This window comes from Cupriavidus necator (assembly GCF_013141915.1).
GTDB lineage: Bacteria > Pseudomonadota > Gammaproteobacteria > Burkholderiales > Burkholderiaceae > Cupriavidus > Cupriavidus necator_B.
Genome location: NZ_SROX01000007.1, coordinates 274657 through 300018 on the forward strand (window position 1 = coordinate 274657; position 25362 = coordinate 300018).

Here is a 25362-nt window from a genome sequence, read left to right on the forward strand (position 1 = left end):
TGTCTGCAACGGCTGTCGTCCTGTCTTTGCCTGGGCGGGTTTACGCTAGTTTCGTGCGCAACCATCTCGACGATATAGTTGCGCCCACAACTACAATTTCACAGGCCCATAGGCTCGCCATGCCAGACCTCAACGCACCCCATCCGGCCGTGCCGCCGGCGCCGCCCCCCGCTTCACCCCGCCCGTGGCCACAGCGCGTACCGGTGCTGATCGCTGGCGGCGGCCCGGTCGGCCTGACCCTGGCCGCGCTGCTGGCGCGGCAGGGCCTTGCCGCGCTGGTCGTGGAAGCTGACGACGGCTACTGCGCCGGCAGCCGCGCGATCTGCATGGCACGGCGCTCGCTGGAGGTTCTTGGCTGGGTGGGCGCGGACCGGCCCACGGTAGAAACCGGCCTGCCATGGGTCGGGGGGCGTAGCTACTACCGCGATGCGCAGGTGCTGCACTTTCGCATGCCGAGCGAGCCGGGCGAACGATTCGCGCCGATGGTCAATATCCAGCAGTACTACCTGGAGGCCTTCGCCCACGACGCCGCGCTGCGCGGCGCGGCGCCTGCCGATGTGCGTTTCGGCGCGCGGCTGCAGGCCTTGCGCCAGCATGCCGGCGGCGTCGTGGCCGAGATCCAGGCCGGCGACCGCGTGGTGGAGGTCGATGCGCAATGGCTGGTCGCCTGCGACGGCGGGCGCAGCACCGTGCGCGAGCAGCTTGGCCTGCGCATGGAGGGTACGCAGTACGAAGGCCGCTATGTGATCGTGGATATCGTGCAGAAAACGCGGCGCGACGTGGAGCGGCTGGCCTGGTTCGACCCGCCGTCCAACCCGGGGTCTACCATCCTGATGCACCGCCAGCCCGACAATGTCTGGCGCATCGATTACCAGATCCGCGACGACGAAGACCCCGACGAGGCAGTGCGGCCCGAGCACGTGCTGCCGCGCGTGCAGAGCCATCTCGACATGATCGGCGAGACCGAACCGTGGCGGCCGCTGTGGATCTCGATGTACAACGCCAAGTGCCTGACCTTGCAGGAGTACCGCCATGGCCGCGTGCTGTTCGCCGGCGATGCCGCGCACCTGGTGCCGATCTTTGGCGTGCGCGGCCTCAATTCGGGGCTGGACGATGCCGGCAACCTGGCCTGGAAGCTGGCCTGGGTGCTGCGCGGCGAGGCCGCCGACAGCCTGCTCGATTCCTACTCGGCCGAGCGCCTGCACGCCACGCGCCAGAACCTGGCCTACGGCGCCAAGAGCACCGAGTTCATGGCCCCGCCCGACTTCGCCTTCCGGCTGATGCGCGAGGCCACGCTGCGGCTGGCGCTGACGGAGCCGGCGGTGCGCTCGCTGATCAACCCCCGGCAGTCGGCTCCGATCGCCTATGCCGGTTCGGCACTGAATGGTCCCAGCGACTTCGGCGCGGATTGCCCAGGCGCGGCCCCGGGCGCGCCCGCGCCGGAGATGCGCGTGGCCGGACCGGATGGCATCGGCCACCTGACGCAGTGCTTCGGGCAACGGTTCACACTGTTGTGGTTCCGGGCCGCCGATGGACCCGCACTGCCCGAGCCGCTCGCAGCGCTCGCGCACGCGCAGCCGCACGCCCTGCAGGTGCACGCGGTGGTCACCGGCGGCGCGGCCGGCGCCAGCGCGCTGGCCGACGTCGACGGCCAGGCCCTCGAGCGCTATGGCGCGCGGCCCGGCACGCTCTACCTCATCCGGCCCGATGGCTATGTCATGGCACGCTGGCGCGAACCATCCTGGGACGCCGTCCGCGCCGCCCTCGCCCCCCTGCTGCAAACCGGAGCCCCCCATGCAAGCTGAAGACCTCGACCTCGCCTACACCCACCTGTGCCAAGCCATGGGACGCACCGGCGAGTCCCGCTCGCCGCTGCTGCTGGCGATGGTATGCCTCGGGCTGATAAGCCGGCAGCAGACGCTGGCGCCAGTGCTGACGCTGATCGACGAGGCCGAGGCCCGTAGCCGCCAATAGGACAACCCCGGGGGCTCTACAATGCCGACGCCTGATACGGACACGCCATGAAGCCACTGCCACGCCTCGAACAGTTCCTGACCTACCGCCTGCACCAGGTCAACAAGCTCAGCGACAAGGACAGCGCCGCCGCCTACCTGGAGCGGTGCGGGCTGCCGCTTAGCGAGGGCCGCTGCCTGGCGGCGATCGGCGCGTTCGAGCCGCTGTCGGTCAACGCCCTGGCGCAGCGGGCCAACCTGACCAAGGGTCAGGCCAGCCGCTCGGCGCAGGCGCTGGTGGCACGCGGGCTGGTCAGCAAGGAAGCCAGCGCGGCCGATGGCCGCGGCGTGGTGCTGTCGCTGACCGCGCCGGGCAAGCCGCTGTACCGGCAGGCGATCGCCATGATCGCCAGGCGCAATGACGAGATCTTTGGCTGCCTGAGCGAAGCCGAACAGGCGTTGTTAGGCAGCCTGCTTGACCGGCTGGTTGCGCACGCCAGCCAGCAGGACGGCGACGGCGCCGACGACACGGACGACTGAGTTCCTCAGCTGCGCAGGTTGTCCACCTGCGCGCGGGCGCCATCGCGGCGCGCGGCGTGGGCCATCTCGTTGCTGACCACGGCCTGGCCGATCGGCGCCAGGGCGATGCCGGCCAGCTTCAGGTGCTGGATCGCAAACGGGATGCCGATGATGGTCACGAAGTTGGCGATCGCCGCCATCACGTGGCCGATGGCCAGCCATACGCCAGCAAAGACAAACCACAGCACATTGCCCACCAGCCCCAGCGCACCGGTGCCGACATCGTCGCGCCCCGTCAGTTCGCGCCGGCTGATGGCCTGCTTGCCGAACGGGAAGAAGGTGAAGCTGCCGATCACGAAGCAGGCCTTGCCCCAGGGAATCCCGATAATCGAGATAAAGGCCAGCAGCCCTGCCAGCCACCAGGCCAGGCCCATCACCACGCCACCCAGGATGAACCAGAGGAAGTTGCCGATTGCGCGCATGCCGTTGTGTCGGGAGTGAGGATGAGAACACCCATGATACGCAATGGCGCTGTGCCGGCATGGCGGCGAGCGGGCGCGGCGGCAAAGCGTACCCGTTTCTGCGTGCTTCGGCGGAAGCTGCGGAACCACGCGGCGGGGCCTTAAGGAAACGCGATAACGCCCTATTTCATGGCACATCACGCGCCGGCGGGCTCACCGCGCCATCGGCTGGCGCAGGCAAAGCGTACCCGTTTCTGCGTGCCCACTGCACGCGCTGCCACGGCGTACGCTGTCGCCTTCGGCAAGTCTGGGCCGCGCCAAATCTGCAGCTTGCATCAGCGGCTGCTTTCATTCATGGCGGCGCCGGCATTGCGCAAGGCGGGAGACGAGCTCCATTGGCGCTCCGCCCTCGGTCAGCCGCGGCAAGAGCACGCCGCAATGTTCGCAGGCTTCGGTTAACCCGGAAACACCACCCTGACCCGCAGCCCCGGCGCCGCATCCTCGAGCAGCACCCGCGCGCCATGCGACTGCGCGATCTCGGCGACGATGGCGAGGCCCAGCCCGCTGCCCCCGGTCGGGGCATCGGCCACGCGATAGAACCGGTCGAACACGCGCGCGCGTTCTTCCGCGGGGATCCCGGGGCCGTTGTCGCTGACCACCAGCTCCACGCCGCGCCCGTCGGCGCTGCGCCGCACCGCCACGTCGATGCGCCCGCCGGCGGGGATGTAAGCGAGCGCGTTATCCAGCAGGTTGGTCAGCAGGATGCGCAACGCATCCGCATCGCCGCGCACTACGGCGGGTGCGGCGACGGCGCTGCCGTCCAGCCCCAGATCGATATCGCGATCGAGCGCGGCCTGCGCCAGGTCGGCAACCACGCTTGCGGCCAGTTGATGCAGTTCCACCGGTTCGTGCGGCGGCACGGCTGCGCCCGGTTCCTGGCGGGCCAGCGTCAGCAGCTGGGTGACCAGGTGGGTCAGTCGCTCCAGTCCCTGGCGCAGCTTGCCGATCGCTTGGTCGCGCGCGGCGCCGTCGTCGGCGCGCTCGACCAGCTGTGCCTGCAGCTGCAGTGCCGTCAGCGGCGTGCGCAGCGCGTGCGCAGCGTCGGCGACGAAGGCGCGCTGGGTGTCGATGGCGTGCGAGAGCCGCTCCAGCAGCTGGTTCAGTGCAGCGCTCAGCGGCGCGATCTCGTCGGGCATCGGGCGCACGGCCAGCGGCGCCAGCGTGTTGGCGTCGCGCGCGCGCACCTCGGTGGCAATCTCGCGCAGCGGGCGCAGGCCGCGGCCCACCGCCATCCACACCAGCCAGCCCAGCAGCGGCAGCAACAGCAGCAGCGGCGCCACGGTGCGCAGCGCCATGCGCGCGGCCAGTGTGCGGCGCGCGCTCATCGGCTGCGCGATCTGCACCACGGTGGGCCCCAGCTGCATGCTGTACAGCCGCCATTCGCCCTGCTGCGTGGTCACATTGGAGAAACCGAGCTCGGCGCGCGCGGGCAGCGCGGGGTGCGAGTGCGACAAGTACAGGCTGCGCCCGGAGCCGTCCCAGATATGGATGACCACGTCCTCGTCGGCATGCGCGAGATCGCCGGGCGCGCCGATGAAGGGCGGCGCCACCGGGTCGGCGAACTGGCTCGGCAGCGCCGCGGCCATCTGCTTCATCTGGTAGTCGAACAGCGCATTGGCCTCCTGCCGCGCCTGCCCGTAAATGAGGCCGGTGGCGATGGCGATGCCGGCCAGCAGGCCAGCCGCCAGCCACCACAGCAGCGTTCGCTGGATCGAGCGCATCAGGCGTCCTCCCCGTCGCCAGCCGCGGCCGTTTCGCTGTCGAGGCGCGGCACCACATAGCCTACGCCGCGGATATTGCGAATCAGCGCCGCGCCGAACTTCTTGCGCAGCGCGTGAATATAGACCTCGACCGTATTGCTGCCGACTTCGTCGTCCCAGCCGTACAGCCGCTCCTGCAACTGCGCCACCGACCACACCTTGCCGGGGCGCGCCATCAGCGCGGACAGCAGCGCAAACTCGCGCGCCGACAGCCGCACCGGTTCGCCGCGGCAGGTCGCTTCGCGCGTGGCGGGATTGAGCACGATGTCGCCGTAGCTGACCAGCGGTTCGGCGCGCCCGGCGGCGCGGCGTACCAGCGCGTGCATGCGCGCGGCCAGTTCCTGCAGGTCGAACGGCTTGACCAGGTAATCATCGGCGCCGGCATTGAGCCCGGCGACACGGTCGGCGACGGCGTCGCGCGCGGTCAGGATCAGCACCGGGGTGGGCACGCCGCGCGCACGCAGCGCGCGCAGCACCTCCAGGCCGGGGCGGCGCGGCAGCCCCAGGTCGAGCAGGATCAGGTCGTAGCAAGCCTGGTGGTCCTGCACCGTGGTGGCCGCGGCCAGGCCCGCATCGCCGTCACGCACCCAATCGACGGCAAAGCCTTCCTGGCGCAGCGCCAGCTTGACGCTCTCGCCGATCATGGCGTCGTCTTCGACCAGCAGCACGCGCATGGCTAGCCGTTCCCGCCCGTGCCGCCGAGGCGCTCGGCCAGCGCTTGCGCCAGCCCGGGCAGCGCCGGATGGCTGGCGGTGATGACATGGACCGGCACCGCCTCGAGCCAGCCGCGCATGCGGCCCTTGGCGACAAAGCGCTCGGCGAACACCGAGGCCTGCAGCGCCGGCACGAAGCGCGGCAGGATGCCGCCGCCCAGATAGACGCCGCCACGCGCGCCGATGACCAGCGCGACATCGGCCGCCACCGAGCCGAGCAGGCCGAAGAACACGGCCATGGCGCGCTGGCACAGCGGGTCGTGGTGTTCGAAGGCGCCGGCGGTGACCTGCGCCGGCTGCAGCGGCGCGAGCAAAAGCGTACCTGTTTCTGCGGCCAGCGCGGCATGGATATGCGACAGGCCGCTGCCGCTCAGGAGCCGCTCGGCCGAGACCCGGCCCACGTTGCGATGGGCCGCGCGCCAGGCGATCCATTCGTCGTCAGTCTCCGGCATCAGCTCGATATGGCCGCCTTCGCCGGCCAGCGCCACGGCCTGCCCGCCCGGCGCCGGCACCAGCCCCGAGACGCCCAGGCCGGTGCCGGGCCCGACCAGCGCCAGCGGCGCCGTGCGTACGGCGGTGCCGGCGCGCACCTGCGCCAGGCCGTTGGCGGGCAGGTGCGGCAGGGCCAGCGCCAGCGCGGTGAAGTCGTTGATGGCCACCAGCGTCTGCAGCCCCAGCGCGCGCCGCATGCCGTCGATCGAGAAGGTCCAGTTGTGGTTGGTCAGCCGGACCTGGTCGCCGGTTACCGGATTGGCCAGGCCGATTGCCGCATGGTGCGGCGCGGGCTGGCCGGAGCCGGCCAGGCCGTCGAGGTACTGGCGCAGCGCGGCCTCGAGCGACGGGAAATCGGTCACCTTCAAGGCCGTCACCGGCCCGATCCGACCTGGCGCGGTTTCCAGTGCGAAGCGCACGTTGGTGCCGCCGACATCGCCAAGCAGGCGCGGAAAGTCAGCGGAGAAGGATGCGGTAGTGGCCATGGCGTTGGGGTTCGATCCGCTTGAAGTTGGGGCGGTCAGGTCTTGAACACGTCAAACCCGTGCCGGTGCCGCGACAGCACCAGGCTTACCGGCAATGACGGCGTGGGGCCCTGCAGTGCGCGCTCCAGCACCGCGGCCTTGGCCGCGCCGGACACGGACAGGAACACGCGCTCGGCGGCCAGCAGCGCGGCCAGGTTCAGCGTGATGCGGGCATGCGGCGCCGCCCTCGGATGCGTGATGGCATAGCCCGGCTGCGGCTCGCCCAGCACGTCCTGCAATTCGGGCGCATCCGGGAACAGCGAGGCGGTATGGCCGTCCTCGCCCATGCCCAGCACCACCACGTCGGGCTGGCGGAACGCGGCGTTGGCGCGCGCCACCGCCTGCGCCGGCGCGGCGGCGTCCTGCGCGTCGGCAACCAGCGGCACGAAGGCGGCGCTGGCCGCGGCCTCGCGCAGCAGGTGGGCGCGCACCAGCGCGGCGTTGCTGTCGGCGTGGTCGGGCGGCACCACGCGCTCGTCGACCAGCGTGATGGTCACGGCTTCCCAGCGCACGTGGCGGTGGCGCAGCCGCTCGAACATCGCCACCGGCGAGCGTCCGCCCGAAACCGCCAGCACCGCCCAGCCCTTGACGCGCACGGCGAGGTCCAGCGCATTGCCGATCGAAATGGCCAGGGCTTCGGCCTGGTCCATCGGCGTGGGATGTTCAAACAGGCGCATGGCAGCTTCCTTTGCTAGGGTGCGAGCCCATCGGCTCAGGCTTCCTCGTGCCACAGGCCGCCGTCGCGCGACATCAGCGCCGACGACGCCGCCGGGCCCCAGGTGCCGGCGGTATAGGGCTTGGGCGGGACCGTGCTCGCTTCCCAGGTGTCGATGATGGGCTCCACCCAGCGCCACGCCTGCACCTGCTCGTCGCGGCGCACGAACAGGCCCAGCCGGCCGCGGATCACATCGAGCAGCAGCCGTTCATAGGCGCCGGCGCGGCGCACCTTGAACGAGTTGGCGAAATCCAGGTCGAGCGAAGTGGGCGTGAGCTCCAGCGTATCGCCGGGCTGCTTGACCAGGCAGTACAGGCGGATGCTTTCCTCGGGCTGCAACTGGATCACCAGCCGGTTCTGCGGCGACAGCGTCAGCGGCCGCGGGAAGATCGCGTGCGGCACGTCGCGGAAGTGGATCACGATTTCGGCCACGCGCGCCTGCATGCGCTTGCCGGTGCGCAGGTAGAACGGCACGCCTTCCCAGCGCCAGTTGGCGATCTCGGCCTTGATCGCTACGAAGGTCTCGGTGCGGCTGTCCGCCGCGATGCCCTCTTCCTCAAGGTAGCTGGGCACGGGCTTGCCGCCGATCGCGCCGGAGCGGTACTGGCCGCGCACGGTCTTTTCGGCCACGTCCTGCGGCGTGATCGGCTTGAGCGCTTTCAGGATCTTGATCTTCTCGTCGCGGATGGCGTCTTCGCTGAGGCTGGCCGGCGGCTCCATCGCCACCATGCACAGCAACTGCAGCAAGTGGTTCTGCACCATGTCGCGCAGCGCGCCGGTGCGGTCGTAGAAGTCACCGCGCGTCTCCACGCCCAGTTCTTCGGCGATGGTGATCTGCACGTCCTGCACCCACTCGCGCCGCCACAGCGGCTCGAACAGCGCGTTGCCGAAGCGGATCGCCATCAGGTTCTGCACCGACTCCTTGCCGAGGTAATGGTCGATGCGGTAGATCTGCTCTTCGGCGAAGAACTTCGCCACCGCCGAATTGATGGCCTCGTTCGATTCCAGGTCATGCCCCAGCGGCTTTTCCAGCACGATGCGCACGTTGGGCGCGTGGCGCGTGTTCAGGCCGGTGCGCGCCAACTGCTCGCAGATCGCCACGAACAGGTGCGGCGCGGTGGCGAGATAGCACACCACCACCTCGGGCTGGCGCGACAGCACCTGCTCCGCCAGCGCATCGAAATGCGCGGGAACGCGTGCGTCGGCCTGCACGTAGACGATGCGTGCACAGAATTTGTCCCATGACTCGGGCGGCGCATGGGCCAGCGCCGGCCGCACCGTCTGCTCCAGCGAGGCGACGTAGTCCGCGGTCGACAGCGGCTGGCTGCCAGTGGCGAGGATGCGGGCGGCCGGATGCAGCAGGCCCGCGTGGTGCGCATCGAACAGGGACGGCAGCAGCTTGCGCCGCGCCAGGTCGCCGGTGCCACCGAACAGCACCATGTCGAAATCAGGCATGCTCACCCTGGGGCTCCTTGTCGATTGTTGCTGCGGGGGGCAGCATTGGGCCATCGATGGCCATGTTGGGGCCAGTTTACGTGACTCATCCAGCGTTGGCGAGAATGCGCGCCCAGAAGCGTACCCATTTCTGCGTGCCGGCGCGCGTGGCGTGCAGCACCCGGCAAAGTGCGCTAGGCTGAAAGCTCCCCCGCAGGAGAACCCCATGCCACGTCATCCAGTGCTCGAGCGGGTCACCGCCCGCATCGTCTCCCGCAGCACCGCCTCGCGCCAGGCGTATCTTGACCGCACCCGCGCCATGGCCGGGCACAAGGTCGAACGCGCGCAGCTTTCCTGTACCAACCTGGCGCACGCAGTGGCCGCCATGCCGGACGCCGCCAAGATCCGGCTGAAGGCCGACGAGCGGCCCAACCTGGCGATCGTCTCCGCCTACAACGACATGCTGTCCGCGCACCAGCCGCTGGCGGCGTTCCCGCAATGGCTCAAGGAAGCCGCGCTCGAGGCCGGCGGCACTGCGCAGTTTGCCGGCGGCACGCCGGCGATGTGCGACGGCGTCACGCAGGGCCAGGACGGCATGGACCTGTCGCTGTTCTCGCGCGACGTGATCGCGCTGGCCGCTGCGGTAGCGCTGTCGCACCAGATGTTCGATGCCGCGCTGTATCTGGGCGTGTGCGACAAGATCGTGCCGGGCCTGGTGATGGGCGCGCTGTCCTTCGGCCACCTGCCCGCGATATTCGTGCCCGGCGGGCCGATGACCACTGGCATCAGCAACGACGAGAAGGCGCACACGCGGCAGCTCTACGCCCAAGGCAAGATCGGCCGCAAGGAGCTGCTCGAGGCCGAGACCCGCTCCTACCACGGGCCGGGCACCTGCACCTTCTACGGCACCGCCAATTCCAACCAGATGCTGATGGAAATGATGGGCCTGCACCTGCCGGGCACGGCCTTTGTCAATCCCAACACGCCGCTGCGCGAAGCGCTGACGCGCGAGGCCGCGCGCCAGGCGCTGAAGCTGGTGCATGGGGGCGAGCGCTATACGCCGGTGGCCGAGGTGCTGGACGAACGCGCCTTCGTCAACGGCATCGTCGGGCTGCTGGCAACCGGCGGCTCCACCAACCATACCCTGCACCTGATCGCGATGGCGCGCGTGGCCGGCATCGTGCTCACCTGGGACGACTTCGACGAGCTCTCGGCAGTGGTGCCGCTGCTGGCGCGCGTGTATCCCAACGGCAAGGCCGACGTGAACCAGTTCCAGGCCGCCGGCGGGCTGGCGGTGGTGATCCGCGGGCTGCTGGCGCTCGGGCTGGTGCACGACGACGTGACCACCATCGTCGGCCGCGGATTGCAGGACTACACGCGCGAGCCCGTGCTGCGCGATGGCAAGCTGACCTGGATCGATGGCCCGGCCGCGCCGCTCGATGACAGCATCGTGCGCGGCGCCGACGCGCCCTTTGCCCCCGACGGCGGCATCAAGCTGCTGGATGGCAGGATCGGCCGCGCGGTGATCAAGACCTCCGCGGTAAAGCCGGAGCATCAGGTGGTGCAGGCGCCGGCGATTGTGTTCGAGCATCAGGACGATGTGCTGCACGCCTTCAAGCGCGGCGAGCTGGAGCGCGACTTCGTCGCGGTGCTGCCGTGGCAGGGCCCGGCGTCGTGCGGTATGCCGGAGCTGCACAAGCTCACGCCCACGCTGACGGTGCTGCAGGACCGCGGCTTCAACGTGGCGCTGGTGACCGATGGCCGCATGTCGGGTGCATCGGGCAAGGTTCCGGCCGCCATCCACGTTTGCCCGGAAGCGCTGCGCGGCGGCGCGATCGCGCGCGTGCGCACCGGCGACATGATGCGCGTGGACGCGCCCGCGGGCATCCTCGACGTGCTGGTGCCCGAAGACGAATGGCAAGCGCGCGCGCCGGCCCGTCCGGACTTGAGCGCCAATCGACACGGCGTCGGCCGCGACCTCTTCGCGACCTTCCGCTGCCATGTCAGCACGGCCGAAAACGGTGCCTGCACGCTCTTCTCGGAGGAAGGCGAGGCCGAGGCAGAGCCCAGCCGCCGCGCCGCCTCCACCGCGCCAGCAGGGGGCTAGCCCGGTTGCCGCGCCGGCTGGCGCGGCGGCTGCGCCGACAAGCCCGCCGGCCGCGGTGCGGCCGACGGCGCGCTCTCGGCCACCTTCACCCCGCCCTGCACGGACGACGCGCCCGGCACGTGCAGTTCCTGGATCGGCACCGCCAGCTTGCTGCCGGCCTGCTCCAGCACCTGCTTGATGCGCTCATAGAACGCGAAGCGCACGTTCCAGTAGTCGTCGTTCGAGGTCCAGTAACGCACGTTCAGCGTGATGCCCTGCTGGGTGTAGTTGACCACCATGGTTTCGGGCGCGGGCTCGGCCAGCAGCCGCGGTTCGCGCTCCAGCATCGCGCGCAGCGCTTCCAGGCTGCGCGGCACATCGCTGTCGAAGGTGACCGTGGCCTCGATGTCAGCGCGCCGCGTGGCGTTCTCGCTGTAGTTGGTGATGGCGCTGCCCCACAGCTTGCCGTTGGGCACGCGCAGGCAGACGCCGTCAAAGGTGGTCAACTCGGTCATGAACAGCCCGGTCTCGCGCACGGTGCCGGCCACGCCCTGCGCGTCGATGTACTGGCCCACGCGGAACGGGCGCAGCAGCACCAGCATGATGCCGGCGGCAATGTTCTGCAGCGTCCCCTGCAGCGCCAGCCCGATGGCCAGGCCGGCAGCGCCCAGCATGGCGATGATGCTGGCGGTCTGCACGCCGAACTGCGACAGCACCAGCACGATGGTCAGCACGCGCACCATCCACTGCAGGGCATTGGCCAGCAGCGGGCGCATGGTGGCATCGACATGGGTGCGGCCCAGCGCGGCCCGCGTGGCGGTGCCGATGCGTCCCGACAGCCACCAGCCGATCATCAGGATCAGGATAGCCGCCAGGCAGTTCATGCCCTGGTTGATGGCGAACCGGACCAGGTAGGTCCAGCCCGCCTCGAGCTGGTTGGCGTCGATGAAGTTGAGATCCATGGGAGCGGCTCCGTTTGTGGTTGTTGTCAGGGTTCTGGACGGTGCTGGCCTGGCGATGCGTACCCGTTTCTGCGGGCACCAGCGGGCCTCGGACCGCCTTGCCCGCGCCCTTGAGCCGGGATCGCCTTTGCAGAATTGATGAATATTGGATGCACGATGTCAGACGATCACCGACAAAGCCTGAAACGCGGCACATAGAAGGGGACAAGCGCAGCGGGAAGGGGTTCCCGCGACTTTGCTTCGGGACGGGCACGCATCGGTGCCAGTCCTTGCCCCGCAACGGCTGGCGCCGGAACGCACCAGCTAGAGGCGCCAGGGCTCCGCGCAGATGGCACGCCCGAAGGCGGCCTGGCGGATCGGCCGGCGGGATCATGGACGCAGGCGTGGCGGGATTCGGGCCGGTGGCGAAGCGGGAATGGCGCCACTTTCAGCGACGAAAGTTGGCGCGCGAAGTATTACGACACCGCCTCGGGCGTCACCTCAGGTACACGCAGAAACGGGTACGTTCCGGCCGCGCGCTTCGCGTCCGGCGCTGCGTAAGGCCTGCGTTCATTTCAGGCCGGATGTTCATGCAGCTTGTCGCGCGCCGCGAGGGCGGGGAATAACCGCATCCACACCGCAACCACCAGCAATGTGCCGACCCCGCCCAGGATCACCGCGCCCACCGGGCCAAACAGCGCGGCGGTGACCCCGGATTCAAACTCGCCCAACTGGTTGGAAGCACCGATGAACACCGAATTGACGGCGCCGACGCGCCCGCGCATGTCGTCGGGTGTATCCAGCTGGACCAGCGTGGAGCGCACCACCACGCTGATCATGTCCGATGCGCCCAGCACCACCAGCGCCGCCATCGACAGCGGCAGCCAGGTCGACACCCCGAACACCACCGTGGCCACGCCGAACACCGCCACGGCGGCGAACATGATGCGTCCGGCGCGCCGGTTCAGCGGATGGCGCGCCAGCCACAGCGCCATCGCCAGCGCGCCGATGGCCGGGGACGAGCGCAGCAGGCCCAGTCCCCATGGCCCGGTATGCAGGATGTCGCGCGCGTAGATCGGCAGCAGCGCGGCGGCGCCGCCGAGCAGCACCGCGACCATGTCGAGCGAAATCGCGCCGAGCAGCACCGGGCGGCCGCGGATATAGGCAAAACCGGCAAAGACGGTGCGCACGCTGACCGGCGCGGTCAGCCGCTGCGCCGCCTGGCGCAGCGTGATGCCGCCCACCAGCACCGCGGCGATGGCAAACAGGCTTGCGCTTAGCGTGTACACCACCCCGGGTCCGGCCACATAGGCGAAGCCGCCGATGGCCGGGCCGATGATGATGGCGGTCTGCCCCGCCGAACTGGCCAGGGCCACCGCGCGCGGCAACTGGCGCGGCGTGACCACGCTGGGCAGCAACGCCTGCAGCGTGGGGTTCTCGAACGCCCGCGTGGCGCCGATCAGCGCGACGAAGATAAAAATATGGCGGCTGTCGATCCAGCCGCTCAGGCTGGCCGCGGCCATGCCGGCGGCCAGCAGGGCCTCGATCGACTGGCAGGTGCGCACGATGCGACGCCGGTCGAAGCGGTCCGCCACATGGCCCGACATCAGGATCAGCACCACCGAGGGCAGGAACTGCACCAGCCCGACCATGCCAAGCATCAGCGGATCGCGCGTCAGGTCGTACATTTGCCAGCCCACCGCCACGGTGAAGATCTGGTAGCCGATGGTGGTGCACAGACGGGCGAACCAATAGCGGCGAAATACGGCATCACGAAAGACGCTGTCCGGCTCGGGGGCCGGGACGATGGCAGGGGAAGACATGGGTGCGGCGGGAACGGGAAGCGGAGGCTTGCACACGGTTTGCCATGCGCAAAGGGCAGATTCTAAAGCGTGCGCTTAATCACTGCATGCAGATGGCCACTGATGCACACGCCGGCATCGTAATGTGCAGAATGAGTCTCTAATTTTGCTTCTTTGTTGGGACAACGATGCATAGACGCGACAAGCGCACGCGGCCGGACGTACGCGCTCTCGCCTTTGAGAATCACTCGCATTTATAATCCCCGCCCATTGGCGCGACCGACCGGAACCACGGATCCCGGCTCAACCCGGCGCGCCGCTCTCCAGGAACTCACCTTGCAGCCCGCTTTCCGCCTGACCGGGGGTGCCATCGGCGCCGCCCTGCTGTTTGCCCAGCTCGCCGCCATGCCGGCCCACGCCGCGGAACCGGTTTCCGCCGCGCCTGCCGCCGCTCCCGCAGCCAATGCCGAAGCCACGCTGAACACCGTCACCGTGGTTGGCAACTGGCTCGAAAACGCCAACGAGGCCAAGGTGCTGGAGCACCCCGGCGCGCGTACCATCGTCGACCGCGAAACCTTCGCCGAGGCCGGCGCCAACAATGTGCGCGAAGTGCTGCGCCGCATTCCGGGCGTGCAGGTGCAGGAGAACAACGGCACCGGCGGCAGCGATGTCTCGCTGAACGTGGGCGTGCGCGGGCTGGCCTCGCGGCTGTCGCCGCGCTCGACCATCCTGATGGACGGCATCCCGCTGGCGGTGGCGCCCTACGGCCAGCCGCAACTGTCGATGGCGCCGCTGTCGCTGGGCAACCTCGAGACCATCGACGTGGTGCGCGGCGCGGGCTCCGTACGATACGGCCCGCAGAACGTGGGCGGCATCATCAACTTCGTGACGCGGCCGATCCCGCAGACCTTCGCCGCCGATGCCTCGATCGAGACCGATATCTACAGCCACGGTGGCAACGTCAAGACCAACCCGACGGCGTTCATCGGCGGCACCAACGAGCAGGGGCTGGGCGGCGCGCTGCTGTACTCGGGCATCCACGGCAACGGCTATCGCGCCAGCAACGACCACGTCAATATCGACGACCTGCTGCTCAAGGGCGCCTACCGGATCTCGAAGACCGACTCGCTGAGTGCCGCGTTCCACTACTACGAAGGCACCGCCGGCATGCCCGGCGGCCTGACGCCGGCGCAGTACGCCGCCGACCCGTTCCAGTCGGTGCGGCCCTTCGACAACTTCAGCGGACGACGCCACGACTTCAGCCTGAAGTACAGCCACAACGACGCCGACCGCAAGTTCGAGGTGCTGACGTACTACACCGACAGCTTCCGTGGCAGCAATATCGAGCAGGAAGGCACCGGCGCGCAGGCGGGGCGCCGCCGCCTGACCGCGGCACCGCGCAACTACCATACGTTCGCGGTCGAGCCGCGCTACTCGCAGCTGTTCCGCGGCGACAGCATGAGCCACGAGGTCAGCGTCGGCTACCGCTTCCTGCGCGAAGCCAGCGACGAGCAGGCCGCGCGCACGGCCTACTACGTGCCCGGCTCGGTCGATGCCACCACGCTGGCGTCGCCGGTCTACCAGTGGCGCACCGGCGGCACCACGGCCAACGCGGTCTATATCGACGACACCATCAACGTCGGCAACTGGACCATCACGCCGGGCCTGCGCTACGAGTTCATCCGCTCGAACGTGACCGACCGCTTTACCAACGTGCGCCGCGACGTGTCGTCCGACGAACCGCTGCCGTCGCTGGCGGTGATGTACCACGTCAGCGACCAGTGGAAGCTGTTTGCCAACGCCGGCGTATCGTTCGGCCCGCTGCAGTATTTCCAGATCGCGCAGACCACCAACGGCCTGACCCCGGAAAAGGCCAAGACCTACGAGGTCGGCACGCACTTCAATGCCAATGGCTGGGGCGGCGAGCTGACCCTGTTCAACATCGACTTCGATGACGAACTGCAGCTGCGTGGCGGCACCGGCGGCGCGCCGGATGCGTGGACCAACCTGGGCGCCACCACCCACCGCGGCGTGGAATCGTCGCTGCGCTATGACTTCGGCGCGCTCGACAAGGCGCTGATGGGCCTGTCGGCCTACGCCACCTACACCTACACCGAAGCCACCTACAACCAGGGCAACTTCGCCGGGCGCGACCTGCCGTTCTATTCGCGCCATGTGGCCACGGTGGGCATGCGCTACGCACGCAACCGCTGGTCGCTCAATGTCGACGGCTTTGCGCAGTCGAAGCAGCATTCGCCGGGCGACCCGAGCACTTCGACCACCTACCAGACCGCCGAAAGCGCCAATGGCGCGCTCGGCGATATCCCGGGCTATGCGCTGATGAACCTGCGCGTGGGCTATGACTTCGGCAAGGCCGCGCAGAACCTGAAGCTGGCGGTCGGCGTGAAGAACGTGTTCGACCGCCGCTACTTCACGCGCTCCACCGACAACAACGCCGGCAAGTACGTGGGGATGCCGCGAACGTTCTACATCCAGGCGTCGCTGGCCTATTGACCGGCCAGCCCCCGCAAGCAAAACGGCTCGCCAAGGCGAGCCGTTTTGCTTTGCCGGCGCCGCGCGCGCTCAGACGATCTCGCGCGTCTCGAGGAACTGCAGCTCCGGGAAGCGCTCCTGCGTCAGGCGCAGGTTGACCATGCTCGGCGCCAGGTAGACATGGTCGCCGGCGCCGTCCAGCGCCACGTTATGCCCGGCCTTGGCGATCAACTTCTCGATCTCCGCCGGAGTGCCCTTGAGCCAGCGCGCGGTGGCGCATTCATGCGATTCGAAGATGGCGTCGACACCGTACTCGTGCTCGAGCCGGTGCGCCACCACGTCGAACTGCAGGATCCCCACCGCCCCCAGCACCAGGTCGTTGGACGCGAGCGGGCGGAACATCTGGGTGGCGCCCTCTTCCGCCAGTTGCTGCAAACCCTTCTGCAGCTGCTTGACCTTGAGCGGGTTGTTCAGGCGCGCGCGGCGGAAGAATTCCGGCGCAAACGAAGGGATGCCGGTGAACTTGAGCGGCTCGCCCTCGGTGAAGACATCGCCCAGGCGGATGGTGCCGTGGTTGGGCACGCCAATGATGTCGCCGGCGTAGGCCTCTTCGGTGGTGTTGCGGTCCTGCGCCATGAAGGTGATGGCGTTGTTGATCGCCACGGTCTTGCCCGCCGAGACGTGCAGCAGCTTCATGCCGCGCTCGAAGCGGCCCGAGCACACGCGCACGAAGGCAATGCGGTCGCGGTGGCGCGGATCCATGTTGGCCTGGATCTTGAACACGAAGCCGGTGAACTTCGGCTCCTCCGGCTCGACCACGCGCGAATCCGTGTTGCGCGCCAGCGGCGGCGGCGACAGTTCGCACAGCGCATCCAGCAGCGACTGCACGCCGAAGTTGTTGATGGCCGAGCCAAAGTACACCGGAGTCTGCTTGCCGCTGAGGAAGGCCTGCTTGTCGAAGGTGTGCGAGGCCCCGCGCACCAGCTCGATCTCGATGCGCAGCTCTTCGGCCTGGCTGCCCAGGATGCGGTCCAGCTCCGGATTGTCCAGGCCGTCGAGAATCGCCGCCGTGCCCTTGTCGCCGTGCGGGTCGAACAGCTGCACCTTGTCGTCGATCAGGTGATACACGCCGCGGAAGGCCTTGCCCATGCCGATCGGCCACGTCATCGGCGCGCACTGGATCTGCAGCACGTCCTCGATTTCATCGAGCAGCTCGATCGGCGAGCGGCCTTCCCGGTCGAGCTTGTTGATAAAGGTGAGGATGGGGGTATCGCGCAGCCGGCAGACGTTCAGCAGCTTGATGGTCTGCGCTTCCACGCCGTTGACCGAGTCGATCACCATCACGGCCGAGTCCACCGCGGTCAACGTGCGGTAGGTGTCTTCGGAGAAGTCCTCGTGGCCCGGGGTATCGAGCAGATTGACGATGTTTTCCTGCGCCTTGCCATTCGCGCTCTCGCGGCGGTAGGGGAACTGCATCACCGACGACGTCACCGAAATGCCGCGCTGCTTTTCCAGCTCCATCCAGTCCGAGGTGGCGTGGCGGTCGGCCTTGCGCGCGCGCACTTCGCCCGCGACCTGGATCGCGCCGCCGAACCACAGCAGCTTTTCGGTCAGGGTGGTCTTGCCCGCATCGGGGTGGGAGATGATGGCGAAGGTGCGTCGACGCGCAATTTCAGGAACGAGCGAGCTCACGGCAGCGGAGTTTGACTGGAAATAATGGGATGGCCCGGCGGTAGCCGGAGCGGGACCGGCAGCGCCGCGGGCGGCAACTGGGCCGGGCCCCGCAGGCACGCAAAGGGGAATGGGGCGGTATTTTACCGGTTTGGGCGCCACCACGGGATTTGTGCTGTCCCTGCCCTTTCGCTGTCGCCGCGCTGCTTATTCGGCCAGCTTGTCCGCCGGCTTGCCGCGCAGGCTGCCGAACTGCAGCGCATACTGGCGCGTCAGCTCGGCGCCAAAGAAGAATATTTGTGCCGAATAATATACCCACAGCATCAAGGCCACCACCGACCCGGCGGCGCCGTAGGATGACGCCACGGCGCTGTTGCCCAGGTAAAGTCCGATCAGCCGCTTGCCGATCGAGAACAGCAGCGCGGTGATGACCGCGCCCATGGTGACATCGCGCCAGGCGATGCGTGCATTGGGCAGCATCTTGAAGATCACCGCGAACAGCGCGGTCACCACCGCGAACGAAAACAGCGTGGAAATGACGTCGGCCACTGGCGCAAACCAGGACTGTGTCCACAACTGGCCCCAGATCCGCTCGACCACCGCCAGCGCCGCATTGACGATCAGCGACACCAACAACATGAAGGCCAGCACCAGCACCAGGCTGAACGACAGCAAGCGCGTGCGCAGCAACTGGCGCCAGCCGGCGGTGTCGGGAACCGGCACGTGCCAGATGTCATCGAGGCTGCCTTTCAGTTCGGCAAAGGCGCTGGTGGCGCCGACAAACAGGATGCCGGTCGCAATCAGCGCCGCCATGCGGCTGCCGCCGGCGCGGTGCGTGGCGGCGAGGATGCCCTGGATGGCGGCGGCGCCCTGGTCGCCGACCAGCCCTTCGAGCTGCGCGAAGATCTCGCCGCGGGCCGCCTCGGCGCCGAAGAACAAGCCGGCGATCGAGATCACCAATACCAGAATCGGCGCCAGCGAGAACAGCATGTAGAAGGACAGCGCCGCGCCCTTGCTGGCGGCACGGTGCGCGAACCACGAGGTGATGGCAGCGCCCACGACGCGCAGCGTGCGGGCGCCGGTGTGGCGGTCGGGCAGCCAGTGCGGGCGGTGCCGGCGCGGCGGCGGCACACCGTCGGCGGCGGACGAGGAGGAGGGTTCGGTCTTGTCAGTCACGGCCTGTTGCGGGGGCGATCCGGCGCGTGGACCGCGGTGGCTTGCGCCTGCCCGCGCGGCGGGCGCTGCGTTCATCATACTGCGCATCGCGCGGCTTACCCAAGGCAGGCCTTGCGCGGCGCGCCGCGGGCGACCTGCTACAGTAAGACCAGGCATACCTGCCGGCGCATCCGTTGCCCGCGCGCCGGCGCAAGGAGGCACCCGTGACCTGCAACCTCCGTGCACGCCCGGCGGCCGTGCTGGCAATCGTCGCCATGCTCGGCTGCGCCGGCTGCGAGCGCAGCCAGCCCGGCCCCAAGCCTATCTCCGGCACCGCATCGGGCGTCTTGCCCTCGGCAGCGCCTGCTGCCACGCCGTCCAGCCCCGCCAGTCCCTCGGGAACCGCGGGGCAGCCCCGCTGACCGTGCCCGCGCTGCGGCGCTCCGCGCGTACCCATTTCTGCGTGGCCACACCGCGCCGTCTTGCTGGCACGATGCACCGTCGTTACTTTCGTGCAGGACTGATATAAGGGCAGTTTCAATCGTGCAACGACCCGGGCGGCCGCTGCGCCACGCGCCGCGGGTGCGGCAAACCGCCGCCCAGTGCGCGCAAGCGGACGTCAGCGCCATGCCGGCACCGCCGCGGTGTTTGCGCACCGCGTTGCAGCGGCGAAACCGATTCGTCCAGCGCCGCGGCACGGCGGCGGCCGGAGGGCACGAAACGTCCCGCCAAGCCGCGTGGCACAAGCCTTTGCGGCCCTTGGCACACTTGTCGCTCTGCCTTTGCTGGGGCGCACGCGTGCATGCCTGCGCCAGTTCCGTCAAACCCGTCGTCGCGCGCTGGAGAACACCATATGCGTCACCCGCCTTCCCGCATGACGGCGCGCCGGCGCGCATACCGGCTGGCCGGCCCGCCGCCGTCAGAGGTGGATCTGGTGTCGGCGCCGCTGCTGCCCTATCCGCGCGCGCGGATACAAGTCGCGCCTAGCGCGCACGGCATGGCTTGCGTGGCCACCCGCAGACCGGCGCAGGCCAGTCCGGCGTGCCGCCGCCATGTGGGCAAGCGGCGCGCCTGACGGGCCGACACAACAAGCGGGCACGCGAGCCAGCGGGACCGCGCGGATTCGTGTTCCGTCCCCCGGCGGGCACTTTTTTTACAGGGAGATGCCCACCATGAAAGCGGTAGTGCTTGCCACGGCGCTAGTGGCCTGCTCGGGCAGCGCAGCGGCGGCCAGCTACGCGTGGTTCGACCGCTCCGACGCGGCCGACGCGAACAGCCACGCCGCGGTCAGCCATGATGTCTATGTGCGCGGCTTCGGCTGGGCCTGGAGCGAACTGCGGCTGGAGCCGGCCGCGGCGGACAGCGAAGCGCTGGCGCCGCCCGTGCGGCACGCAGGCGACAGCCAGCGCCGCCGGGACGTGGAGCCGTGGCATCGGCAGGACGCGCGTGAGCCGCCGCGGCGGACCCGCGGCAAGATCAGCATGAACCTCGCCACCGCGCCCGCGCAGGCGGCCGGCGGTGGGTTCGCGGGCGGGACGGGGGCCCCGGGGCCCCCGCGGGTGGTGCGCTGACGTGCCGGCCGGCACGGGGAAAGGCGGAACCGGCGAGCGGACGTCGCCGGTTCCCCTTTCCCGCTGGCGCCGGGCCCGGCCATGCGGCAAGCGGGCCGCGCGCCTGATTCCCCCTGTTCCCTATTCCCCCGCCGAGGCGTGGCTCTCCACACGAATGTTGTGCTTGTGCATGAGCCGGTACAGGGTCACGCGCGACACATTGAGCTCGCGCGCGGCCGGCACCACGTGAAAGCCGTGGCTGGCCATCACGGTGCGGATCGCCTCGCGCTCGGCCTCTTCGCGGATCGCATCGAGGGTCTTGCGCGGCAGTTCGGCGCCGCCGTGCAGTTGCAGGTCCTCGGCGGTGATCTTGCGGTTGTCGGTCATCACGATGGCGCGACGCACGCGGTTGATCAGCTCGCGCACGTTGCCCGGCCAGGCGTACTGCATCATCGCCTGCGTCGCGCAGGCGGAGAACCCGCGGATACGCCGGTGCGCCTCATGGCCGTGCTCGGCCAGCACGGCATTGGCCAGCAGCAGGATGTCCTCGCCGCGCTCGCGCAGCGCCGGGATGGTCAGCGTCAGCACGCACAGGCGGTGGAACAGGTCTGAACGGAAGCGCCCGTCGGCCTGCGCCGCAACCAGGTCCACGTGCGTGGCCGAGATGATGCGCAGGTTCAGCGGGATCGACTGGTGGCCGCCGAGCCGCGTGATCGTGCCCTGCTGCAGGAAGCGCAGCAGCGCTACCTGGCTTTCCAGCGGCAGGTCGCCGATTTCATCGAGAAACAGCGTGCCGCCCTGCGCCTGCTCGATCCATCCGATCTTGCGCTGGTTGGCACCGGTAAATGCACCCTTTTCATAGCCGAACAGCTCTGACTGCACCAGGTGCGAGGGAATGGCGCCGCAGTTGATGGCAATGAACGGGCCCTTGCGCCGGCTCGAGGCATCGTGGATCGCCTGCGCGGCCAGCTCCTTGCCGGTGCCGGACTCGCCCGAGATGAACACCGGCGCTTCGTTGTGCGCGACCTTGGCGAGCGAGCGCAACATCGCCCGCATGGCGGCGCATTCGCCGATCATGGTGCCGCGCGACGCGCTTTCCTGCGGGCGCGTGCCGTGCAACGACGCCATGCCCCGCGCATGCCGCAACGTGTACAGCAATTCCGGCATCGAGAACGGCAGGCGCACATAGTCGACACAATAGTCGCGGATCATCCGCCGTACGCGCTCGTTGGCCAGCATCGCATCGGAGGTAATCGCGACCCAGGTGATATGCAGGTACTGCAGCGCCTGCTCCAACTGCGCGAACTCGGCCTCGCTGTAGTCAGACTGCAGGTCGATCACACCGGCCGTGGGCGCGCAGGCGCGCACCGCACGCTCGGCGTCGCGAACCTGGGCCACGCGGCGGACTTCCCATTCCGTGCCGATCGCGGACGGATCAAAACCAAAATCTTCATGACGCGACACGACCACGAGCTGTGCAGTGCGTGACGCCTTGCACAGTCGGTCCATCACGATCTCCCGGACGTTAGGCTTGTTCTTGGTGCCGGCACCCGTGGCCGCCGCAGCGGCGCGCGCCCGTGGCGGACGGTGGGGCTGAACTGGCTGCGGGCAAGGGCCCGCGGTCGACGTCGGTGTCACGAGCTGGACAGACTGCGGGTGCACTCATCAGGGGCGGCAAGGTAATCCGCGCCCGGCTGGAGCTGCTCGCGGATGCGCCGCCGCATGGCCTCCTTCTCGCGCATCAACTCCAGGCGAGGTGCCTGCGGCGACTGGCCGGAGTATTGATAGTAGAGTGTCTTGTAGGTCAGCTGGCTGAGGATCCATTCCTGCAGCAGCGTACGCTGGCGCGCCAGTTCCCCCTCGAGCAGCCGATGGCGACGCAGCAGGTTGGACACTGTCGCACGGGCGCTGTCACTGAGTTCGCTGTCTTCGGCAAGCAGGGCGTCGACCTCCGCGCTGACCGCGTCGCGCACGACCCGTTTGGCGGGCGCTTCGCCTGCGGCCTCCCCCACGGCAGCCCAGGCCGGACGCATTGATCGGATGGATCGGTTACTGGACTCCCTGACAGGCCCGATGGCGGGTCGCCGGATCTCTCCTGCGGTCATGATTATCCCCGTTGAACAACATCCCCCGGCACTGCACGTCTACGTTTACCACTTTTTCAGGCTTGGAATTTTCTTGTCTGCGTGGCGCGCATGTTGTCCGCACGCTCCCGGATTGTGGACGGCGCCGTCATTGCTATTGACGGTCTCTGTCCCGCAAGCGCTGCCGCCCTGGCGCATTGCGCCGACGCGCTTTCGGCGTGGCTCCGGCACTCTGCCGCATACACCGGAGTCAAGAAGGGGCGCTTGCCGCGCCCCTCTTTGCCACGCCTATAGTTCAGTGCATTTGCGGCGGTTTGTCCAGCCCCGAGTGGGTGACTTACAGCCAATCTCATCCTTTGGTATGAGCCCTCGCGCACACACCCTCGAGCGCTGGCAGCGACACCCCGCAGCAGGCCCATGACGTCAATGCGGCGCAACCATACTACGCAGAAACGGGTACGCTCCGACACCCCACCGCGGCAGGGACATCAGCGCGCAGCAAGCCTGGATCTGCTGCCTCGGCCTGCACGCAGAATCGGGTACGCCCCCCTGGCCGCGCCGGATCAACCGCGCGCAGAAACGGGTACGCGGCAGCGTTGCGCGGACGGCGCTGCCTGTCGTCACGGCAATAAAAAGGGCGGCCCCTGGGCCGCCCTGCTAGCGAGACTTGCCGTGATCCAGCGCGGCGGTCAGTGCCCTGGTAGGTAATAGAACTTGAAGATGAACACGGCGGCAATGACCCACACCATCACCGGCACGCTGCGTGCGCGCCCGGTCAGCAGCTTGAGCGCCGCATAGCTGATAAAGCCGAACGCCACGCCGTTGGCGACGGAATAGGTAAAGGGCATGCCGAGCGCCGTCATCACCGCGGGCACCACCTCGGTCACGTCGTTCCAGTCGATTTCCAGCAGTTCGCGCAACATCAGGCACGACACATACAGCAGCGCCGGCGCGGTCGCATAGGCTGGCACCGTTCCCGCCAGCGGCGCGATAAACAGCGCCGCGAGAAACAGCACCGCCACCGTCACCGCGGTCAGGCCGGTGCGTCCGCCCGCCTGCACGCCCGAGGCGCTTTCGATGTACGCGGTGGTGGACGACGTGCCCAGGAACGAGCCCGCCATGATCGCAGTGCTGTCGGCCATCAGGGCCTTGTTGAGCCGGTCCATCTTGCCGGCTTTGAGCAGGCCCGCGCGGTTGGCCACGCCCATCAGCGTGCCGGTCGCGTCGAACAGCTCCACCAGGAAGAACACCAGCACCACGTTGATGATGCCGATCGACAGTGCCGCGGAGATATCGAGCTTGAACAACGTCGGGCTGAGCGACGGCGGCGCCGAAAAGACACCGTGGAAGGTGTTGCCGGCAAAGGCGAAACTCAGCAGCGTGGTCAGCAGGATGCCGATCAGAATGGCGCCCTTCACGCGCAGGTGGTCCAGCGCCACGATCACGAAGAAACCGATGATCGCCAGCACCGCCGAAGGCTGGTGCAGGTCACCGATGGTCACGAGCGTGGCCGGGCTCGCGGTGACGACGCCAGCGTTTTTCAGCGCAACGATGGCCAGGAACAAGCCGATGCCCGCGGTGATCGCCACGCGAATCGAATGCGGGATGCCCTTGACGATCATCTCGCGCACGCGGAACAGCGTCACCAGCAGGAACAGGCAGCCGGAGATGAAGACCGCGCCCAGCGCCGCTTCCCACGGGAAGCCCATGCCCTTGACCACGGTGTACGCGAAATACGCATTCAGGCCCATGCCAGGCGCCATTGCGATCGGATAGTTGGCGTAGAAGCCCATGATCAGCGTGCCGATCGCCGCGGCCACGCAGGTGGCGACGAACACAGCGTCCTTGGGCATGCCCGCATCGCCGAGGATGGAGGGGTTGACGAAGATGATGTACGCCATCGTCAGGAACGTGGTGATGCCGGCCAGGATCTCGGTACGGACATCGGTATGGTGCTCGCGCAGCCTGAATACCCGCTCGATCAGTGACGGCGCGGCCTGGGGCGCGGCGGGAGTGGATGTGTCCGGCTTGGAAACGGGATCCGGCATCGACATGAATGATCTCCTGGTGTCTTATCGTGTCCGCCGCGACCGGGGCCAGGGCCCGTCGATCAGTACAGGTGCCACGCGCTCCGGTCCGCCCGCGGCGCATGCCCCGATCGGCAAGCGTACTCTGTACCGGCCGGCCCCGGCGCCGTCACGGCGGGCACGAATCAGCAACATGCAAAAGGCGTGATGATCCCATGGCGCGCACGCGGCCGGCGAGCCCCGGGCGCCACGCGGCATGGGGCTGCCCCCATCTTGACGGTGGCCGCAATCCCCCGTATAAACCCGCCTAGATTCAAGCGACGAGGCAACAGTTCATTCGTTAGCCACCGTCTGGTACTTCGGTTGTCCATGGTGTCCTTTCCTTGAGTTCCCCGTGTCGGATGACGTTTTCGTCATGCGATCTTTTCTGTCCTTTTTCTGGAAAGCAAATCATGCAAACCGGTATCGTCAAGTGGTTCAACGACGCCAAGGGCTTCGGCTTCATCAAGCCGGACGCGGGTGGTGACGACCTCTTCGCCCATTTCTCGGAAATCCGTGCTGACGGCTTCAAGTCGCTGCAGGAAAACCAGCGCGTGCAGTTCGAAGTCAAGAATGGCCCGAAGGGCCTGCAGGCCGCGAACATCACCCCGCTGTAAGCGTTGACCGCCCTGGCGCACCTGGTGTGCGCCGCGCAGCGTAAAACCCCGCCCCAAGGCGGGGTTTTTTGTTTTCTGGCGCAGCATCACGGCGCGGCCTCGCCTGCTGCGCTGTCTCCGCCTCCGTTTCTCGGCCCTTCCCCTCCCTCGGCCTGATTGGCAAGCGCTCGTCGGCGCCGCGCCCCCTTCTACCTACCTCGCAGAAACGGGTACGCCATGTTGCACCGCGGGAGCGGCGGGCCTTCGTCCCTCCCCGCAGAAACGGGT

Annotated in this window: 22 protein-coding genes; 9 read left to right on the forward strand and 13 right to left on the reverse strand. The window is 68.4% G+C overall.

The features are described 5' to 3' along the window. Window positions 1-119 precede the first annotated feature (119 nt). Genes E5S69_RS15905 through E5S69_RS15915 form a run of 3 tightly spaced genes read left to right on the forward strand, consistent with a single transcriptional unit; the run spans window position 120 to window position 2492 of the window. A complete protein-coding gene (locus E5S69_RS15905) occupies window positions 120-1805 on the forward strand; it encodes an FAD-dependent oxidoreductase (protein ID WP_171515603.1) in 1686 nt (561 codons plus the stop codon). Then, the gene (locus E5S69_RS15910; RefSeq protein WP_171515604.1) at window positions 1795-1974 is read left to right on the forward strand and encodes a hypothetical protein; all 180 of its coding nucleotides are present in this window, start codon (window positions 1795-1797) and stop codon (window positions 1972-1974) included. The genes E5S69_RS15905 and E5S69_RS15910 overlap by 11 nt, the downstream gene beginning before the upstream one ends. A 47-nt stretch (window positions 1975-2021) precedes the next feature. Beyond that, window positions 2022-2492, forward strand: a complete 471-nt coding sequence (locus E5S69_RS15915; protein ID WP_171515605.1) for a MarR family winged helix-turn-helix transcriptional regulator — start codon at window positions 2022-2024, stop codon at window positions 2490-2492. A gap of 5 nt (window positions 2493-2497) precedes the next feature. Here E5S69_RS15915 and E5S69_RS15920 read toward each other — a convergent pair whose 3' ends face one another. The 6 genes from E5S69_RS15920 to zwf all read right to left on the reverse strand — a co-directional run bounded on the left by E5S69_RS15920 (window position 2498) and on the right by zwf (window position 8651). Then, entirely contained in the window at window positions 2498-2953 is a 456-nt protein-coding gene (locus E5S69_RS15920; RefSeq protein ID WP_171515606.1) for a YccF domain-containing protein, read from the reverse strand. A gap of 434 nt (window positions 2954-3387) precedes the next feature. Further along, window positions 3388-4713, reverse strand: a complete 1326-nt coding sequence (locus E5S69_RS15925) for a sensor histidine kinase (RefSeq protein ID WP_171515607.1) — start codon at window positions 4711-4713, stop codon at window positions 3388-3390. After that, window positions 4713-5426, reverse strand: a complete 714-nt coding sequence (locus tag E5S69_RS15930; protein WP_171515608.1) for a response regulator — start codon at window positions 5424-5426, stop codon at window positions 4713-4715. Before E5S69_RS15930 ends, E5S69_RS15925 begins: the two co-directional genes overlap by 1 nt. Window positions 5427-5428: 2 nt before the next feature. Beyond that, window positions 5429-6442 (reverse strand): glucokinase, encoded by a 1014-nt coding sequence (glk, locus tag E5S69_RS15935; protein WP_171515609.1) that lies wholly within the window; start codon window positions 6440-6442, stop codon window positions 5429-5431. A 35-nt stretch (window positions 6443-6477) separates the two neighbouring features. Next, window positions 6478-7158 (reverse strand): 6-phosphogluconolactonase, encoded by a 681-nt coding sequence (pgl, locus tag E5S69_RS15940; protein WP_171515610.1) that lies wholly within the window; start codon window positions 7156-7158, stop codon window positions 6478-6480. Between the two features lie 35 nt (window positions 7159-7193). Then, window positions 7194-8651 (reverse strand): glucose-6-phosphate dehydrogenase, encoded by a 1458-nt coding sequence (zwf, locus tag E5S69_RS15945; protein ID WP_171515611.1) that lies wholly within the window; start codon window positions 8649-8651, stop codon window positions 7194-7196. A gap of 205 nt (window positions 8652-8856) precedes the next feature. Here zwf and edd point away from each other — a divergent pair, with 205 nt between their 5' ends. Beyond that, on the forward strand, window positions 8857-10737 hold the full coding sequence (gene edd, locus E5S69_RS15950; protein WP_171515612.1) for a phosphogluconate dehydratase: 1881 nt from the start codon (window positions 8857-8859) through the stop codon (window positions 10735-10737). On the opposite strand, the gene E5S69_RS15955 is transcribed toward edd, so the two are convergent. Continuing rightward, on the reverse strand, window positions 10734-11678 hold the full coding sequence (locus E5S69_RS15955; protein ID WP_171515613.1) for a mechanosensitive ion channel family protein: 945 nt from the start codon (window positions 11676-11678) through the stop codon (window positions 10734-10736). The two genes, edd and E5S69_RS15955, sit on opposite strands and share 4 nt — an antisense overlap. 554 nt (window positions 11679-12232) lie before the next feature. Then, on the reverse strand, window positions 12233-13480 hold the full coding sequence (locus E5S69_RS15960; RefSeq protein ID WP_171515614.1) for an MFS transporter: 1248 nt from the start codon (window positions 13478-13480) through the stop codon (window positions 12233-12235). 315 nt (window positions 13481-13795) lie between these two features. Between E5S69_RS15960 and E5S69_RS15965 the strand changes: the two genes are divergently transcribed. Further along, window positions 13796-15973 carry a TonB-dependent receptor family protein gene (locus tag E5S69_RS15965; RefSeq protein ID WP_171515615.1) on the forward strand — a complete coding sequence of 726 codons (2178 nt, stop codon included), beginning with the start codon at window positions 13796-13798 and terminating at the stop codon, window positions 15971-15973. 69 nt (window positions 15974-16042) lie between these two features. Here the strand turns inward: E5S69_RS15965 and E5S69_RS15970 are convergent, their stop codons facing one another. Together E5S69_RS15970 and E5S69_RS15975 are read right to left on the reverse strand one after the other, a co-directional pair. Continuing rightward, a complete protein-coding gene (locus tag E5S69_RS15970; RefSeq protein WP_171515616.1) occupies window positions 16043-17644 on the reverse strand; it encodes a peptide chain release factor 3 in 1602 nt (533 codons plus the stop codon). A gap of 186 nt (window positions 17645-17830) precedes the next feature. Beyond that, window positions 17831-18886 (reverse strand): YihY/virulence factor BrkB family protein, encoded by a 1056-nt coding sequence (locus E5S69_RS15975; RefSeq protein ID WP_171515617.1) that lies wholly within the window; start codon window positions 18884-18886, stop codon window positions 17831-17833. Between the two features lie 116 nt (window positions 18887-19002). On the opposite strand from E5S69_RS15975, the gene E5S69_RS15980 reads away from it, so the two are divergent. The 3 genes from E5S69_RS15980 (at window position 19003) to E5S69_RS15990 (ending at window position 20349) form a co-directional block, all read left to right on the forward strand. Next, complete coding sequence (locus tag E5S69_RS15980) at window positions 19003-19200, forward strand: hypothetical protein (RefSeq protein WP_336510597.1); 198 nt, start codon at window positions 19003-19005, stop codon at window positions 19198-19200. Between the two features lie 431 nt (window positions 19201-19631). After that, window positions 19632-19853 (forward strand): hypothetical protein, encoded by a 222-nt coding sequence (locus tag E5S69_RS15985; RefSeq protein WP_236901355.1) that lies wholly within the window; start codon window positions 19632-19634, stop codon window positions 19851-19853. A gap of 97 nt (window positions 19854-19950) precedes the next feature. Next, complete coding sequence (locus E5S69_RS15990; RefSeq protein WP_236901356.1) at window positions 19951-20349, forward strand: hypothetical protein; 399 nt, start codon at window positions 19951-19953, stop codon at window positions 20347-20349. 120 nt (window positions 20350-20469) lie between these two features. Here E5S69_RS15990 and E5S69_RS15995 read toward each other — a convergent pair whose 3' ends face one another. The 3 genes from E5S69_RS15995 to E5S69_RS16005 all read right to left on the reverse strand — a co-directional run bounded on the left by E5S69_RS15995 (window position 20470) and on the right by E5S69_RS16005 (window position 24466). After that, the gene (locus E5S69_RS15995; protein WP_171515620.1) at window positions 20470-21837 is read right to left on the reverse strand and encodes a sigma-54 dependent transcriptional regulator; all 1368 of its coding nucleotides are present in this window, start codon (window positions 21835-21837) and stop codon (window positions 20470-20472) included. Between the two features lie 125 nt (window positions 21838-21962). Next, window positions 21963-22433, reverse strand: coding sequence for a hypothetical protein (locus E5S69_RS16000; RefSeq protein ID WP_171515621.1), 471 nt, complete (start codon window positions 22431-22433; stop codon window positions 21963-21965). Window positions 22434-23101: 668 nt separating this feature from the next. Beyond that, the gene (locus E5S69_RS16005; RefSeq protein WP_171515622.1) at window positions 23102-24466 is read right to left on the reverse strand and encodes an NCS2 family permease; all 1365 of its coding nucleotides are present in this window, start codon (window positions 24464-24466) and stop codon (window positions 23102-23104) included. 425 nt (window positions 24467-24891) lie between these two features. On the opposite strand from E5S69_RS16005, the gene E5S69_RS16010 reads away from it, so the two are divergent. Beyond that, window positions 24892-25095 carry a cold-shock protein gene (locus tag E5S69_RS16010; protein WP_010811149.1) on the forward strand — a complete coding sequence of 68 codons (204 nt, stop codon included), beginning with the start codon at window positions 24892-24894 and terminating at the stop codon, window positions 25093-25095. The last annotated feature ends 267 nt before the right edge of the window (window positions 25096-25362 follow it).

Excerpts from the sequence above, each read along its gene's own strand:
- E5S69_RS15905 (WP_171515603.1), top strand. The coding sequence starts at position 120 with ATGCCAGACCTCAACGCACCCCATCCGGCCGTGCCGCCGGCGCCGCCC.
- E5S69_RS15910 (WP_171515604.1), top strand. The coding sequence starts at position 1,795 with ATGCAAGCTGAAGACCTCGACCTCGCCTACACCCACCTGTGCCAAGCC.
- E5S69_RS15915 (WP_171515605.1), top strand. The coding sequence starts at position 2,022 with ATGAAGCCACTGCCACGCCTCGAACAGTTCCTGACCTACCGCCTGCAC.
- E5S69_RS15920 (WP_171515606.1), bottom strand. The coding sequence starts at position 2,953 with ATGCGCGCAATCGGCAACTTCCTCTGGTTCATCCTGGGTGGCGTGGTG.
- E5S69_RS15925 (WP_171515607.1), bottom strand. The coding sequence starts at position 4,713 with ATGCGCTCGATCCAGCGAACGCTGCTGTGGTGGCTGGCGGCTGGCCTG.
- E5S69_RS15930 (WP_171515608.1), bottom strand. The coding sequence starts at position 5,426 with ATGCGCGTGCTGCTGGTCGAAGACGACGCCATGATCGGCGAGAGCGTC.
- glk (WP_171515609.1), bottom strand. The coding sequence starts at position 6,442 with ATGGCCACTACCGCATCCTTCTCCGCTGACTTTCCGCGCCTGCTTGGC.
- pgl (WP_171515610.1), bottom strand. The coding sequence starts at position 7,158 with ATGCGCCTGTTTGAACATCCCACGCCGATGGACCAGGCCGAAGCCCTG.
- zwf (WP_171515611.1), bottom strand. The coding sequence starts at position 8,651 with ATGCCTGATTTCGACATGGTGCTGTTCGGTGGCACCGGCGACCTGGCG.
- edd (WP_171515612.1), top strand. The coding sequence starts at position 8,857 with ATGCCACGTCATCCAGTGCTCGAGCGGGTCACCGCCCGCATCGTCTCC.
- E5S69_RS15955 (WP_171515613.1), bottom strand. The coding sequence starts at position 11,678 with ATGGATCTCAACTTCATCGACGCCAACCAGCTCGAGGCGGGCTGGACC.
- E5S69_RS15960 (WP_171515614.1), bottom strand. The coding sequence starts at position 13,480 with ATGTCTTCCCCTGCCATCGTCCCGGCCCCCGAGCCGGACAGCGTCTTT.
- E5S69_RS15975 (WP_171515617.1), bottom strand. The coding sequence starts at position 18,886 with ATGCGCAGTATGATGAACGCAGCGCCCGCCGCGCGGGCAGGCGCAAGC.
- E5S69_RS15985 (WP_236901355.1), top strand. The coding sequence starts at position 19,632 with ATGCGTCACCCGCCTTCCCGCATGACGGCGCGCCGGCGCGCATACCGG.
- E5S69_RS15990 (WP_236901356.1), top strand. The coding sequence starts at position 19,951 with ATGAAAGCGGTAGTGCTTGCCACGGCGCTAGTGGCCTGCTCGGGCAGC.
- E5S69_RS15995 (WP_171515620.1), bottom strand. The coding sequence starts at position 21,837 with ATGGACCGACTGTGCAAGGCGTCACGCACTGCACAGCTCGTGGTCGTG.
- E5S69_RS16000 (WP_171515621.1), bottom strand. The coding sequence starts at position 22,433 with ATGACCGCAGGAGAGATCCGGCGACCCGCCATCGGGCCTGTCAGGGAG.
- E5S69_RS16005 (WP_171515622.1), bottom strand. The coding sequence starts at position 24,466 with ATGTCGATGCCGGATCCCGTTTCCAAGCCGGACACATCCACTCCCGCC.
- E5S69_RS16010 (WP_010811149.1), top strand. The coding sequence starts at position 24,892 with ATGCAAACCGGTATCGTCAAGTGGTTCAACGACGCCAAGGGCTTCGGC.